The organism is Stenotrophomonas sp. YJH_SMC_43 (assembly GCF_059372535.1).
This window is the reverse complement of record NZ_JCAFVQ010000001.1, coordinates 714,585-728,806: the sequence shown is the minus strand read 5'-3', so window position 1 is coordinate 728,806 and position 14,222 is coordinate 714,585. Positions and strand designations below refer to the sequence as shown.

Genomic DNA, 14,222 nt, shown 5'->3' with positions numbered 1-14,222 from the left:
TTCTGCGTCAGCCCCTGGAGCCCCCGATGCTGTGCCCCCGCCCCCTTGTCCTTGCCCTGTCGCTGGCCTGCACCAGCGCCCTTCCGCTGATGCCCGGCAGTGCCCACGCACAGACCGCCACACGCTCCTACGATCTGCCCGCCCAGCCGCTGGCGGCCGCGCTGGACGCCTACAGCCGGCTGACCGGTGTCGACCTGGTGATCGGCGCGGCGCTGCCTGCCGGTCATTCGGCCCCTGCTCTGCGCGGTGACTTCGACGATGCGCAGGCCCTGTCGCGCCTGCTGGCAGGCAGCGGCCTGCGACCGCGCTTCGTCGATGCGCGCCGCGCCGCCCTGGAACCGGCGCCGGCTGAACGCACCGATGGCAGCCGTCGCACCGGCCCGCTGCGGGTGCAGGGCACTACCGCGCACGGCCAGGCACCGGGCGCCGGCGCCAGCCAGTATGTACCGGCCACCCGCGATGGCTTTGCGCCCTCGGTCGGCAGCGAGCGCGTGGCGATGGCCGAACGCCAGGAAGGCAACAGCCTGCTGCGCTCGATGCCCGGCACCCACAGCTTCCATTCGCGCAGCCAGCCGGGCCTGCAGGTCAACATCCGCGGCATGACCGGTGCCGGCCGGGTCAACACCATGATCGACGGTGTCACCCAGACCTTCCGCAACAATGCCGGGCATGGTTCGGGCGGTCCGTTCGCCTATGTCGATCCCTTCCTGCTGGCCGGTGTGGACGTGCAGCGCGGTGCGGTCGCTGGCGGTGACGGCGCTGGTACGCTGGCCGGCAGTGCCAACTTCCGCACCCTGGATATCGACGATCTGCTGGGTGAGGGCCGTGACTGGGGCCTGCGCGCCGGCTATCGCCATGGCAACAACGGCTATGGCAGCGGCCGCACCTTCGCCGGTGCATGGCGCCACAGCGAAGAAGGTGGCGACCGTCAGTTCGGCCTGCTGGCCGCCGCCAGCAGCAGCCGCAGCAGCGAATACGCGACCGCGCGTGGGCAGAAGAACAACGCCGACCCCGGCAGCCAGCAGCCCAGCAGCTGGCTGCTGAAAGCACGCCTGCAGCCCAGCGACCAGCATCGGCTGGACCTGAGCCACATGCGTTACGAAAACGACTTCTACCACAACTACCCGTGGCAGATTTCCGCGCGCAACCAGCGCGCCAGCTACCACTACACACCCTATTCGCCATGGATCGACCTGCGCGCGACCTTCGCGAGCAACAAGACCCGGCTGTTCTATCCGCCGGTGGAAGATTCAAGCTACATCGGCCGCCGCACCCACAGCAGCCTGAGCAGCTGGACCCTCGACAACACCAGTCGCTTCGACATCGGCGCACTGCAGGCGCGCTGGAACACCGGCATCAAGCACCAGTCGGACATCTATGTGGCCGATACGCCCATCCTGCGCGGTGCCAACCCGCAGGGTCGCAGCCAGCTGGACAGCGTGTTCAGCACGCTGGAACTGCAGTACGACATCTACGCGCTGACTGCCGGCCTGCGCCAGGACCGCTTCGGCATCCGTGGCCACATCCCGGTGTGCTCGGATGTGCCCGGCCAGTGCGCGGAGATCAATGGCGGCGACATCGACGTGCGTCGCAGCGAGCGCGCACTCAGCCCGAGCCTGGCGGTTTCACTGCAGGCCACTGACTGGCTGCAGCTGTTTGCCGAGGTCTCGCGCACATCACGGCCGCCGCGCGTGCAGGAGATGTTCTTCGAGAAGATCCCGCTGGAGGACGCCAGCGTCGCCGACGGCATCGGCGCCAATCCGTTCCTGCGCCGCGAGCGCTCGCGCAACCTGCAGTTCGGCGCCAACCTCAGCATCGACTCGCTGCTGGTCGAGGGTGACCTGGCACAGCTGCGCATCACCCGCTTCGACAACCGCATCCGCGACTACATCAAGCCGCAGTACCTGCTGATCGTGCATCCGCCGGAAGTGGAACCGCTGGTGGTGCCGATCGACAGCGATCCGCAGCTCAATGCCTGGACCGATGTGCTGGATGCAGACGACTTCACCGCCACGACCCGCTGGATGAACCATCCCGGCGTCGTGCGCATGCGCGGCATCGAGCTGGAGGCGCATTACGCCAGCGAGCACTACCACGCCACGCTCAGCTGGACCCGCTCGCGCACCAGCGCACCGGCCATCGAGTTCGTCAACCTGGAAGACATCACCGCCCTGCCGGACCGCTATTGGACCCTGGACGTAGGCGGCCGCTGGTGGCAGCAGCGCGTGCAGGCCGGCCTGCGCGCCGCGTACTCCGGGCCCACCGAGGAGGGCTACGACTTCTTCCAGACCCGCAAGACCGGCGGCACCGGCGTGCTGCTGGACTTCTACGCGAGCTTCAAGCCCCAGGCCAACACCACGCTGTGGCTGAACATCGAAAACCTGCAGAACAAGGCCTATGACAACAATGCCTCGATCGACAGCATCTTCAGCCCGATCCTGGACCGCGGCAACGGCCGCGGCCGTACCGTCTCGATGGGCGTCAATGTGGCGTTCTAGCCGTCACTGGCTGCCCGTATGCCTGCTCGCGCTGGCCGCGGTGGCTGGCGCGCAGCCGGTGCCCGGCACAGTGATCGACCTGGCCACTGGCCAGCACCTGGACGAAGCCGCATTCGTGACACGCGCGGCGCACGCCCAGCGGCTGTTGCTGGGTGAACGCCATGATCTCGCCGGAGACCACGCCGCCCAGCGCTGGCTGCTGCAGGCCCTGCAGCAGCAGCGCCCGCAGGGTTCACTGGTGCTGGAAATGATCGCCAGCGAGCGCCAGCCACGCCTGCAGCGGGTGCAGCGCTGGCTGGCCAAGGGCCACCAGGCCGAAGGTGCACGCCTGCAGGAACTGCTCGACTGGGATACGCGCTGGCCGTGGGCCGCGTATGGCGGGCTGGTACGGGAGGCTGCCGATGCAGGCACGCCGTTGTTCGGCGGCAACCTGTCGCGTGCCGAGGTCAACGCGCTGCTGGCCTCGACCGAGGGCGTGCGATTCCCGGTGGCCGCTGCCCGCCAGCGCCTGTCGGCGGTGGTGCTGGCCCAGCACGCAGACGCGGCACCGATGCTGGAAGGGATGCTGGCCGTGCAACAGGCCCGCGATACGCGCATGGCGCGGGTGCTGCTCGATGCGCCCGCGCCAGCGCTGCTGGTAGCAGGTCGCTGGCATGTACTGCGCGGTACCGGGGTACCGGGGTACCTGTCACCGGATACGCCTGCGCTGGTGATCGCATTGGCTTCACCGGGTGAAACCGTCGATGCGGCAGATGCCGATCTGCTGTGGGTACTGGACGATGAGTGAGCGTGGCCAACACTGGCAGGCGATCGCGATCACCGTCGTGCTGCATCTGCTGCCACTGCTGCTGTTGGTGCACTGGGTCGCGATGCCGCCGATGCTGCCGCCGCCGGAGCAGGACGTGCGCATCAGCCTGCGCCTGCTGGCACCGGCCACGCCGCCACAGCCGGTAGAGGAGCGCCAGGCCGAAACCCCCAGCCAGGCGCAGCAGGCGCGTGCATCGCAACCCACAAAGTCGCCCCCGCCACCGAAGCCCACCGCCGCGCGCGAGGGCGAGCTGGCCGCCAGCGAAACGGGTGGCACGGGCCGCCAGCCACTGCCAGTCGCCCCGCCTGCGGCCGCGACCGATGCAAGTCCCGCACCGGCATCGATCACGGCCGCGCCGCCTGCTCCAGACGCGCCACCGGCAGACTTCCAGGCCGGCGCCGCCAGCGACCAGTGGGAAGCCCGCCTGATGGCGCGGCTGGAGCGTTACCGCTACTACCCTGCCGCCGCGCGCTCGCGCCGGCAGCAGGGCACTGCGTGGGTCAGGGCCAGCATCGACCGCGAAGGTCGCCTGCTGGCGCTGCGGCTGGAGCAGTCCAGTGGCCAGCCGATGCTCGATGACGCCGCGCTGCAGACCTTCCGTCGCGCGCAGCCGCTGCCGCCCATTCCCGATGAACTGAAGGCACCGCAGGAGCTGGTGGTGCCGGTGGAGTACTACCTGCGCTAGGCGGCATAAGCCTCCGCCTCGATCTCGAACAGCATGCCGTCCAGCGCCAGCCGCGGCACCGGGATCAGCGTGCAGGTGGGCGCGGCGCGGTTCGGCCAGCGCCGCCGCACCTGATGGGCGATGATGCCCAGCCGGTCTTCGTCGTGGCCCACCACCAGGATGCGCAACCGCGCCACATCAGCCAGGCTTGCCTGCACCGAGCGCAGCGCGGTCTGCAGGTTGTCCAGCGCCTGCCCGACCTGGTCTTCGAAACTGGGCGAGAGACGGCCCTGGGCATCTTCACCGCCCTGCCCGGCGACATGGATCACCCGTGCTGGCAGGCGCACCACCGCCACGTGGGAGTAGCCGTTCGCGGAAGGGTCGTAGAGGCCGGGAGGATTGGACAGCTCCAGCAGGCCATGGCTGAGGTCCGGTGTGGTCAGCAGGTTCATGCCGCGCGCCTCGTGGGGGTTGCAGGCAGTCTGTGACCTCAACCCAGGTTGAGGTCAAACGGATCCGGTGCAACAGACCGGTCTGCCACGCGCAACGATCACGCCGACGTGTAGAGCCGAGCCCGTGCTCGGCTGCGCTGCGCGAATGGCAGCCTAGCATGGGCTCGGCTCTACCGTTCCCCGCTCACGTCCACGCCGGGTCTGCCGTGAAATCGATGGTCAGCCAGAACGTGCTGCCGCGCGCATCCAGCCGCACCGCGATCTCATCGCGCATCGCATCAACCTCGCCCACCGACCCCAGCGGCGTACCCGGGTCGGCCAGCACATGGATCTCGATGAAGCGCATCCGCCCCATCTTCGCCACGTGACTGGTAAAACCGGCATAACCGCGCTCGGCCACGAATGCCTGCATCACCTGCTGCACGCGCCGGTCCAGATCATCCGGCGCCACCTGCAGTACTTCACGCATGGCCTTCCACGCGCTGCGCGCCGGCACCGGCAGCACCGCCAGGCTGATCAACGCCAGCACGATCGAATCCAGGTACGGCACCCAGTGGTGCCATTCGCCCCCCTGCAGGGCCAGGGCCAGTACGAAGGCCAGTACCACCGCCAGGCTCATCAACCCACCCAGCAGCCAGCCACGCACGTCCAGCCACAACAGCGCCGAGCGCAGATGCCGCGCTCGTTGGGCGACAAACAGCGCCATCGCCAGGTTGCTGGCACTCAGCAGTGCCGCCCACCACAGCGCGGGCCCGAATTTCACTTCATGCCCGCCCGTGGTCAAGCCAATCACCGCGTTGGCCAGCGCATACACGCAGGCCAGCGACAGGATCACCCCACCGAGTGCCTCGACCATTGGCTCCAGGTGCCAGTAGCCGTACTGGAAGCGCGGGCTCTGCTCCCGCGCCACCAGCCGCAGCACCGACAACGACACCAGGGTCAGCGCGACGTCGACCAGGCTGTACACGCCATCGAACAGGATGGCCTGCGATCCCACCAGCAGGCCACCGCCGAAGCCGACCGTGCTCACCGCCAGGGTGACCCCGATGGAGAACTTCAGGATGCGTTGCTCGCGCGCGGTATCCATCGTCCGCCGAACGACCGACCGTTGCCGGTCAGGCCTTCAGCACCTCCACCTTGTACGAAACCGCATCACCCTCCTGTTCGATGATCAGCCCGTGCACGTCCGACTCGAAGCCCGGGAAACGAGCGTTCTGTTCGCGGGCGATGCGCAGCGACTGGATGATCGGCTCGTCACTGTCGCCAAAGCGCTCGCCCGGCATGATGGTCGGAATGCCCGGCGGGTACGGCACCAGCATGGTCGCGGCGACGCGGCCACTGAGCTGCTCGATGTCGACCCGCTCGATCTCGCCCTTGACCAGATGGTTGTAGGCATCGGCCGGGGTCATCACCGGGGTCGGCAGATCCACGTACATCTCGCGCATCACCTTGGCCACCGCAAATTCCTGGTTGAACGCATGCAGTGCATCGCACAGGTCACGCAGGCCCCAGCCGGCGTAGGCATTGGGATAGTCGGCCGCCAGCGTCGGCAGTGCCTGGCTCAGCGGCGCGTTGCGGTCATACAGCTCCTTGAATGCCATCAGCTCGGTGACCAGCGTGCTCCACTTGCCCTTGGTGATGCCCATCGAGAACAGGAACAGCACCGAGTACAGGTTGGTCTTCTCCACGGTAATGCCGCGACCCCACAGGAACTTGCTGAGCACCGCCGCCGGAATGCCCAGCTTGCCCATGCTGCCGTCCATCGCCAGGCCCGGGGTCAGCAGGGTCACCTTGATCGGGTCGATCAGCACGTAGTCATCGACCAGGTTCTCGAAGCCGTGCCAATGGGCATCCGGTTGCAGGTACCACTCCTCGCGTTTGGCCACCAGCGGCGCCGGCGTATCACCCTTGTCCAGGCTGCGCTCGACCTGGGTCGGCTGCCACACACTGAACCACCAGTCGTCGCGGCCCAGATCGTCACGGACGTGCAGCATCGCGCGGCGGAACGCGATCGCCTCGTCGTGCATCTCCTGCACCAGCGAACGGCCAGCCTCGCCTTCCATCATCTTCGAGGCCACGTCGCAGGCCGCGATCACCCCGTAATGCGGGCTGGTCGAGGTGTGCATCATGAACGACTCGTTGAAGCGCTCGGCGTCCAGGTTGCGCTGCGCCGAGTTGCGCACGTGGATCATCGAGGCCTGCGAGAACGCCGCCAGCAGCTTGTGGGTTGAATGCGTGGTGAAGATGATCGCATCCTGCTCACGCGGCTTGCCTTTGGCCATGCCGTAGTGGTTCTCGTAGAACGGATGGAACGCGGCGTAGGCGTACCAGGCTTCATCGAAGTGCAGGAAATCGACCGCGCTGCCGATCTCATCAGCGATCTTCTCGGCGTTGTAGCACAGGCCGTCATAGGTCGAGTTGGTGACCACTGCGATGCGTGGCTTGGAGCCGGCCTGGTAGGCCTGGCTGGCCAGCGGGTTGGCAGCAATGCGCTGCTGCAGCGACTCCGGCGTGAACTGGTCCAGGCTGATCGGGCCGATGATGCCGTGCGCGTTGCGGCTTGGGGTGAAGTACACCGGCACTGCACCGGTCATGATCAGCGCGTGCAGCAGCGACTTGTGGCAATTGCGATCGACGAACACCACGTCACCGCGCGCCACCGTGCCGTGCCAGACGATCTTGTTGGCGGTGGAGGTGCCATTGGTGACGAAGAAGGTGTGGTCGGCACCGAAATTGCGAGCCGCCTCGTTCTCGGCATCCTTGATCGGGCCAGTGTGGTCGAGCAGCGAGCCCAGCTCCGGCACCGAGATCGACAGATCGCTGCGCAGGGTGTTCTCACCGTAGAACTGATGGAATGCACGGCCGACCGGCGACTTGGTGAATGCCACGCCACCCGCATGACCCGGTGTATGCCAGGAATAGTTCGACTCGGCCGCGTGATGGATCAGCGCCTTGAAGAACGGCGGCAGCAGGTTCTTCATGTAGTCTTCGGCTGCGCGCATCACCTGCCGCGAGATGAAGCTCTTGGTGTCTTCGAACAGGAAGATGAAGCCGTGGATGTACTTGAGCAGCTTGCTCGGCACCTTCTCGATGGTGCGGCGCTCGCCGTACAGGAACACCGGCAGGTTGGCGCGGCGCGCACTCTGCTCACGCAGGAAGGCAGTCAGGCGCTGGAACTCGCCATCCACCTCTTCGCTGCCATCGATCGAAATCAGCACTGCCGAGGCCGCCACGTAGGTGCGGGCACCGGCGCGCGCATCATCCAGGTTCAGGCCGCACAGCACGCGCTGGTCGTTGCTGCGCAGTTCTTCCACCAGGGCGCGGATCAGGATGCCGCCGATGCGCGGCGACTCGTAGTCGTTGTCGATGACAATGACCGGATAGTCCAGGGACTTGAAGTACACGTTGATTCTCCTTGTCGAACTCAGGAACGCTGGGCGCCGGCGCTGATGGCCGATGCCTCGCGGGCGCGCTGCCGCTGCTGGCGGCGCTCCTCGCTGAAGAAGGGATAGAACACGGTGATGAACAGCACGAACAGGAAGGCGTACTGCACGATGGTTCCCGACGAGCCGTAGATCGCCCACAGGCAGTACACAACGGTCAGGCTGGTCAGGGTCCAGAACGCACCGGTATGGACCAGGGTGTGCGAACGCTCGACCACGAAGTAGCAGGCCACGCACGAGTAGATGTAGGGCAGCAGGGTCAGTACCACGGCGGCCGACGTGATGACGTCGAACTGTGCCGACGCGGTTTCCGAGGTGGAGGTGACCAGCACCGCCAGGGTCATCAGCACCGCTACGATCAGCACGCCCTTGACCGGCACGTCATCCTTGTTGGTCTTGCTGAAGATGCTCGGGAACAGCCCGTCGTCGGACGCCGCCTTGGCGCTCTGTGCGGTCAGCAGGATCCAGCCGCCCAGCGAACCCGCCGCGCCGATGAAGGCGCACAGGCTGACCAGCGCACCGCCCCAGCCACCGACGGCCTTGGCCGCAGCCAGCGCGAACGGGGCATCGGAGGTCTGCAGTTCGCCGTTGGGCACCATGCCCATGATCACCGAGGAACTGGCGATGTAGGCGATGGCAGCCAGGAACACACCGGCCAGGGTGGCACGGGCCACGTTCTTCTCCGGGTTTTCCACCACGCCGGCGGTGACCGAAGCGGATTCGACGCCGATGAAGGCCCACAGGGTCAATGCCGCAGCACTGGAGATCGCGCCGAAGTTGGATTCACCGGACACGTTGTAGGCGCCCTTGAAGATGTCGGCATCGAAGAAGAACCAGCCGAAGATGGCGATGCCCAGGATCGGGACCAGCGCAAAGCTGGTGGTGACCGTCTGCACGCGGCTGACGAAGGCCGGGCCGATCACATTGGCGAAGCTCAGCGCCCACACCAGCACCAGCACCGCGATGCAGCGCACCAGCGGCTCGGACAGGATCGGGAAGAAGTAGCTGAAGTAGCCGACCGCCGCAATCGGGATGGCGACGTTGCCGATCCAGTTGGCGAACCAGTAGATGGTGTTGGTCTGGAAGCCCATGTAGGGCCCGAACCAGTCGCGCGCATAGGCGTATGGACCGCCCGCCTTGGGCGCCAGCTTGCCCAGCTTGGCAAACACGAACGCCAGCAGCAGCGCACCGGCGGTGGTGATCAGCCAGCCCCAGATCGAGGCGGTACCGATCTTGGCCAGGCTGGAGGGCAGCAGGAACACACCGGAGCCCATCATGTTGCCGGCGACGAGGAAGGTGGCTCCGACCACCCCGATTTTCTTTGCTTCTGCCATGACAATCTCCTGTACTGGCATGAGCCCGGTGCGGCCGGGCGTGGGGACGGTTGCGCTGGCGTAACGCCGCTGGCGCTTACTTGATGAAGTTGTATTGCAGGCTGCCCTGCACCCGGACCGTGTCGCCGCGCGCGCCGCCCTGCTGTTCCAGGCGCCCGTACAGCAGCTCCATGCCCATCGTCCACGACGGTGCCGGGCTCCAGATCAGGTTGAACACGCCGTAGCGGCTCTGACGGAATGCGTCGGCCGCCAGTGCAGCATTCCGCTCCAGGGTCAGCTGGCCGACGATCAGGTTCGAACGCCACAGCTCGGACCAGTAATGGGTGTAGCCAACGAAACCACCGTGCAGGTCCAGCGCATCAAGGCGGCCATCGGCACCGACCACCGCGTCCAGCCCGGAGCCGGTCAGGTCAGCGGTGTAACGGCTCAGGCCGCGCCCACCGAGGGCACCGAACAGCAGCAGGTCGCGCTCGCCCACCGACGCCGATCCGCTCAGCTGCAGGCCACCGGCCATGCGCCGGTCGCGCTCATCGTCACCGTCATACGCCAGGCTGCGTGCCACCGCGCCCAGTTGCAGGTGGCCCCAGTCGCGCTCCATGCGCGCCGTCACCGTCATATCCGGCAGCCGGTTCACCGCCGCGCGCTCATCGCTGGCACCGGCAAGTTCAGTCTTCGGATCTTCGGCGGCAACAGTCAGGGTGTTGCCCTTGCCCATCGCAAAGCTGTGGTGGATGCCGGCCACCAGCAGATAGCCCGCACCACCCGGACCGGCGAAATCCAGCGTGTCAGGCAAGCTGTCCGGATCCATGAAGCTGGAATAGCCGTAGCCCGCGTAGGTATTGCCAAGCTGGCCATAGGCGTGGCGCAGGCGGAATTCGTAACCATCACTGCTGCCGAAGAAGTCGTTCTCCAGGTAGAAGCGCAGGTTCCCGTGCGAGGTCGGGCGCCGCGCCTCGAAACTGAAGCGGGTCTGCTTGGCATGGATGTTGAAATTGGACACGTCACGATGACGGCCGCCCACTGGCATCGACGAAGGAATGAACTGATCTTCGTCGCCGGCTGCGCGCGAATCGGCGATGGCATCGAGCTTGGCGTAGCCGCCGATGCGGATCACCGTATCGGTGCCGGGAATGGCGAAGAACCCCTTCAGATCCGGGTCGGTTGGGCCGGCCGCACTGTCCGGTCGCGATGCCGCGGTGGAAGGATCGGCCACCGATTCACGCTGCGGCAGCACCGGTTGTGCCACGCCCGGCACCTGGGTGGGATGCAGCAGATGGGTAGCGCCTGCAGGTGCGGTCGCAGGCGCAGGGATCTGCGCGACGGCAGGCGCAACCGCGCCATTGCGCTGCTCAAGCCGATCCAGCCGCTGCTGCATGCCCTCCAGTACCTGACGCATGGCCGCGATCTCACGGCGCAGCGCCTGCGCGTCCTCCTTGTCATCAGCCTGTGCATATGCCGGCGTGATCGCCAATACGGTCAAGCAGGCCAGACTCAGTACCGCCACGCGCATTGCATCCTCCCTGGACGTCCATGTTCATCTCGCAGGCCGAACGCACGCATGCGCGGCTCCGGCCCCACGTTGCAGTTGCTGGAAATGCGGATACTGCGTCGACGGCGGCGGCCAGCCTGCGCACTGCAGGCAACAGGACGATGACACTGCCCTGCCCGCACCGATGTCGACTCCATCAAGGCCGCGCTGCCAAAGAGGTGGCGACCGCAGCGGTCTGGGTAACAAGCACGGAGTGAGAATGTCGTGAATGGCTGTGCCGGCCGACCCTGATCAGGGCGTGGCGAGCGCGGCATCCGTCGCGCAGTGACGCTGTATTCCATGCGTCACAGGCTAATCCGCCTGTCGTTTTTGGCCTTGATTGGAATCAAGGCGCGATGCTTGATGTCAGTCACGATTCAGACGTGACGATGAACCAACGTTGCGCGGGCCTGCAACCGGAAGGCCGGCCACAGAATGCAACAGGCCCGCATGCTGCCATGCGGGCCTGTGCAATGTTTCATGAAGCTGGCGCCACTCAGCGCGGGCCAAGCACCGTCTGCAGATCGGCACCCTGCGGCAGGCCCGCACGACGCTGTACCTGGCCCTGTGCGTCCTGGAACAGAATGCCCGGCGTGCCCTGGAAGCCCATTTCGATCATCAGTACCTGATTGGCATCGAGCTTGCCAGCAATTTCGCGGCTGATGTTCGGCAGCGCCTTGATGCCACCGCGATCAAAATCGTGCTCGTTCTGCAGCAGCGCTGCACTCGGGTCACGGGCTGCGAGGATGGCCGCCGCCTTGGCCGGGCTGTCCTCGCGGATGACGCCGACCATGATGTGACGCAGCTGCACCTTGCCCGCATCGACCCACGGCCGTGCCGCTTCCCAGAACTTGTGGCAGTAAGGGCAGTTGGCATCGCTGAAGGTATAGACCACGCGCGGCGCATCGGCCTTGCCGTCACGTACCCAAGCGCTGGATTCCAGTTTGGTCCACATCTTGGCCGACATCGGCGAGGCCACCAGCTTCTCAACGGCCTCAGCGGCTACATCGTTGCCCTCCGCATCGAACAGGCTGCCGACCAGTACATGCTTGCCATCAGCAGTGACATAGGCCGCTGCCGGCTGCTGGCCGCCGACCACGCCGGCGAAACCTCGCAGGCCACCGGGGGCATCGAATTCGGCGACGACCTCGAACCCATGCTTCTCGATGCCCTTCAGCACCGCAGGGCGATCGCCCTTGTTGGCAGCGGCTGTGGCGCTCGCTGCCGGTGCCGCGGCGGTCTTGCCCGGCGGCGTCTGTGCCTGGCTGCAGGCGGCCAATGCCAGCAGGACCGGCAGCAACAGCACCGCCGGGGCGGTGCGCAGGGAAGTCGACAACATGGGAACTCCGTAGTGAGATGCCCGCGCAGGCTACCGCAGCCGGCGCAGTTTGTGTTCAAGACCCGCTGCCGTCAGTTCGCCGAGGTGCAGTTCACGCAGGCGCCCTTCGGCGTCGAAGAACAGGGTCGAGGGATAGGCCTGCACACCCAGCACCGTGGATGCCGCAGCGTCATCGTCCAGCAATACGTTACCCAGCAGGAGCCGTTCGCGCGCAACGAAACCCTGGACCTCCTCAAGGGTTTCACCCTGGTTGAGGAACACGAACTGCACGTCCGCATGTGCCTGCTGTGCCGCTGCCAAGACCGGCATCTCGCGCCTGCAGGGACCACACCAGCTGGCCCACAGGTTCAGCACCAGTGGCTTGCCACGAAACTGCTGGAGGTCCACCCTGCCCCCTTGCAGATCAGCAACCTGCAATACCGGCAAGGGCATCCGCCGCTCCTGCCAGGCGGACAACAGCTGACTGCCGCCCGCCCAGAGCAGCACACCTGCCAACGCCGCGCCCAGCACCGGGGCGCGCAACGCCCGCCATGGGCGCAACCGCCACAGTCCCCATGCCAATCCCGCAACCAGGACAACCGCGAGGTGGTAGCCACCATCGGCAATCTGCAGAATGCTCCACGGCGCCTCGCGATACAGCGCGAAGTTCAAGGCCACGAAGCTGATGCGACCACACAGCAGGCCCACCAGCAGCATGTCCAGAACCATGCTGGGTGCGGAAGGCAGCGGCATGCCGTCCTTCCTGCGTGGCCACAGACGCGCCACGGCCATCGCCAGCAGTACGCACACGAGAATCAATACCACCGGCATCGGCACCGGCCCAACGCTCGACATCAGACCACCTGTTCAATCGTCCACTGGCTGCATGGTCGAAGTGTCGCACTCCGGTTGCAAGCCCGACGATACTGCCCGCATCAGGCCGCGCTGCGCCCCAGTTGCATCACCGACGGCGATTGCAGCCCGCGCAGACTGCCCGCCACCGACGGCATCAAGGGCCGCTCGCGGCGCTTGCTGCTGACGTGACGCCGATAGTTCGCCGGCGTCATGCCAACGATGCGCAGGAACAACCGGCGAAACGCACTCTGATCGGCGTAGCCGACGCCCCAGGCCACCTCATCGATACCCGCTCCCTGCTGCAACAGGGTCTGCGCCTTGGCGATGCGCAGCCGTTGGCAGTACTCGATCGGCCGCAGGCCGGTGGCCTTGAGGAACCGCCGCTGCAGCGTGCGCGGCTCCAATCCGGAGACTTCGCAGATCGCGGCGAGGGTGGCGCCGCGTGCCGCCGTGGTGTGCAACCAGCGCTGTGCCTTCAATACATCACGATCGCCATGTGCGAAGTTGGCGCTGAAGCGTTCCAGATCCTGCTGGATCGTGGCGGGCACGGTGATGCCCAGCTGCTGCGCCACCGCACTGGCCACGCCCTGCCCATGCAGCCGGTACAACAGCCGCAGGCCCAGGAAGCGCCAGGCCTGGCCCCCGCCGACCGTCAGCAGGTCGCCGTCATCCACCAGCGCCCGCTCGCTCGGCACCCAGCTCGCGGCCTGCGCCTGCAGGCCTGGATGGCGCCCGAGATCGGGGCCACTGACCGTACGCCCGGCCAGCAATCCGGCCCGTGCCAGCACGCTGACGCCATCACTGGCGGCGGCCAGCAGGCTGCCACCGTCATAGTGCGCGCGCAGCCAGTCCAGCAGGACCTCATCCGCGCGCAGGCACGCGCCGGCACTGATCTGGCCGGGAACCGCAATCACAGCCGGGATGGCCGCATCGAGCATTTCCGCACCCGCAATACGGTGCACACCAGTCTGGCTGGCCGGCACGATCCAGCGGGTGACCAGCACCCTCTTGAACGGCCGGCGCTGCTGCTGGGCAAGGCGATTGGCAACGTGCGCCATTTCGGCCAGTACGGAGGCGGCAGACGGATCACCTCCCGGGTATTCAACCACCGCGATCTCGACGAATCCTTCGTTCCTGAATCCTTCCACAGACCACCTCCTCGGTTCGTTGCAGGCCATCGAACGGCCGGTTCAGGCGAAGGGTAGGAACTGGCCCATCGGCGGGGCTATGAAGAAAGTTGCAAAGTGCGCTGAATGCGCGCACCCGGGCCAAGCCTTGACTCTCGACCAGACTCCAGGCTTCACAATGGCCGGCAGCATCCG

The 14,222-nt window shown here is 66.5% G+C and carries 11 protein-coding genes; 3 read left to right on the top strand and 8 right to left on the bottom strand.

Translation table 11 applies throughout. The annotated features are described in order from the left end of the window. Positions 1-26 precede the first annotated feature (26 nt). From AC5QAH_RS03485 to AC5QAH_RS03475, 3 genes are read left to right on the top strand one after another with little or no spacing between them, the layout of a single operon-like run. Positions 27-2,498: a TonB-dependent receptor domain-containing protein gene (locus AC5QAH_RS03485; RefSeq protein WP_197602253.1), complete on the top strand. Its 2,472-nt coding sequence runs from the start codon at positions 27-29 to the stop codon at positions 2,496-2,498. Beyond that, a complete protein-coding gene (locus AC5QAH_RS03480; protein ID WP_049454647.1) occupies positions 2,485-3,285 on the top strand; it encodes a ChaN family lipoprotein in 801 nt (266 codons plus the stop codon). The genes AC5QAH_RS03485 and AC5QAH_RS03480 overlap by 14 nt, the downstream gene beginning before the upstream one ends. After that, positions 3,278-3,991: an energy transducer TonB family protein gene (locus AC5QAH_RS03475; protein WP_010484995.1), complete on the top strand. Its 714-nt coding sequence runs from the start codon at positions 3,278-3,280 to the stop codon at positions 3,989-3,991. The genes AC5QAH_RS03480 and AC5QAH_RS03475 overlap by 8 nt, the downstream gene beginning before the upstream one ends. Here the strand turns inward: AC5QAH_RS03475 and AC5QAH_RS03470 are convergent. The 8 genes from AC5QAH_RS03470 to AC5QAH_RS03435 all read right to left on the bottom strand — a co-directional run bounded on the left by AC5QAH_RS03470 (position 3,988) and on the right by AC5QAH_RS03435 (position 14,048). Further along, on the bottom strand, positions 3,988-4,422 hold the full coding sequence (locus AC5QAH_RS03470) for a RidA family protein (RefSeq protein ID WP_126560373.1): 435 nt from the start codon (positions 4,420-4,422) through the stop codon (positions 3,988-3,990). The two genes, AC5QAH_RS03475 and AC5QAH_RS03470, sit on opposite strands and share 4 nt — an antisense overlap. A 184-nt stretch (positions 4,423-4,606) precedes the next feature. Further along, entirely contained in the window at positions 4,607-5,509 is a 903-nt protein-coding gene (locus tag AC5QAH_RS03465; protein WP_010484991.1) for a cation diffusion facilitator family transporter, read from the bottom strand. Between the two features lie 28 nt (positions 5,510-5,537). Next, entirely contained in the window at positions 5,538-7,826 is a 2,289-nt protein-coding gene (locus tag AC5QAH_RS03460; protein WP_100446057.1) for an Orn/Lys/Arg family decarboxylase, read from the bottom strand. A 20-nt stretch (positions 7,827-7,846) separates the two neighbouring features. Beyond that, complete coding sequence (gene adiC / locus AC5QAH_RS03455; RefSeq protein ID WP_049481955.1) at positions 7,847-9,199, bottom strand: arginine/agmatine antiporter; 1,353 nt, start codon at positions 9,197-9,199, stop codon at positions 7,847-7,849. A gap of 76 nt (positions 9,200-9,275) precedes the next feature. Beyond that, entirely contained in the window at positions 9,276-10,709 is a 1,434-nt protein-coding gene (locus AC5QAH_RS03450; protein WP_159360309.1) for a DcaP family trimeric outer membrane transporter, read from the bottom strand. A gap of 514 nt (positions 10,710-11,223) precedes the next feature. After that, a complete protein-coding gene (gene dsbG / locus AC5QAH_RS03445) occupies positions 11,224-12,066 on the bottom strand; it encodes a thiol:disulfide interchange protein DsbG (protein ID WP_010484982.1) in 843 nt (280 codons plus the stop codon). 30 nt (positions 12,067-12,096) lie between these two features. Further along, a complete protein-coding gene (locus AC5QAH_RS03440) occupies positions 12,097-12,900 on the bottom strand; it encodes a TlpA disulfide reductase family protein (protein WP_010484981.1) in 804 nt (267 codons plus the stop codon). 80 nt (positions 12,901-12,980) lie between these two features. Next, positions 12,981-14,048, bottom strand: coding sequence for a GlxA family transcriptional regulator (locus tag AC5QAH_RS03435; protein WP_019336511.1), 1,068 nt, complete (start codon positions 14,046-14,048; stop codon positions 12,981-12,983). Positions 14,049-14,222 lie beyond the last annotated feature (174 nt).

Coding starts and splice junctions, on each gene's coding strand:
- AC5QAH_RS03470 (WP_126560373.1), bottom strand. CDS start 4,422: ATGAACCTGCTGACCACACCGGACCTCAGCCATGGCCTGCTGGAGCTG.
- AC5QAH_RS03465 (WP_010484991.1), bottom strand. CDS start 5,509: ATGGATACCGCGCGCGAGCAACGCATCCTGAAGTTCTCCATCGGGGTC.
- AC5QAH_RS03480 (WP_049454647.1), top strand. CDS start 2,485: ATGTGGCGTTCTAGCCGTCACTGGCTGCCCGTATGCCTGCTCGCGCTG.
- AC5QAH_RS03440 (WP_010484981.1), bottom strand. CDS start 12,900: ATGTCGAGCGTTGGGCCGGTGCCGATGCCGGTGGTATTGATTCTCGTG.
- dsbG (WP_010484982.1), bottom strand. CDS start 12,066: ATGTTGTCGACTTCCCTGCGCACCGCCCCGGCGGTGCTGTTGCTGCCG.
- AC5QAH_RS03475 (WP_010484995.1), top strand. CDS start 3,278: ATGAGTGAGCGTGGCCAACACTGGCAGGCGATCGCGATCACCGTCGTG.
- AC5QAH_RS03450 (WP_159360309.1), bottom strand. CDS start 10,709: ATGCGCGTGGCGGTACTGAGTCTGGCCTGCTTGACCGTATTGGCGATC.
- AC5QAH_RS03485 (WP_197602253.1), top strand. CDS start 27: ATGCTGTGCCCCCGCCCCCTTGTCCTTGCCCTGTCGCTGGCCTGCACC.
- adiC (WP_049481955.1), bottom strand. CDS start 9,199: ATGGCAGAAGCAAAGAAAATCGGGGTGGTCGGAGCCACCTTCCTCGTC.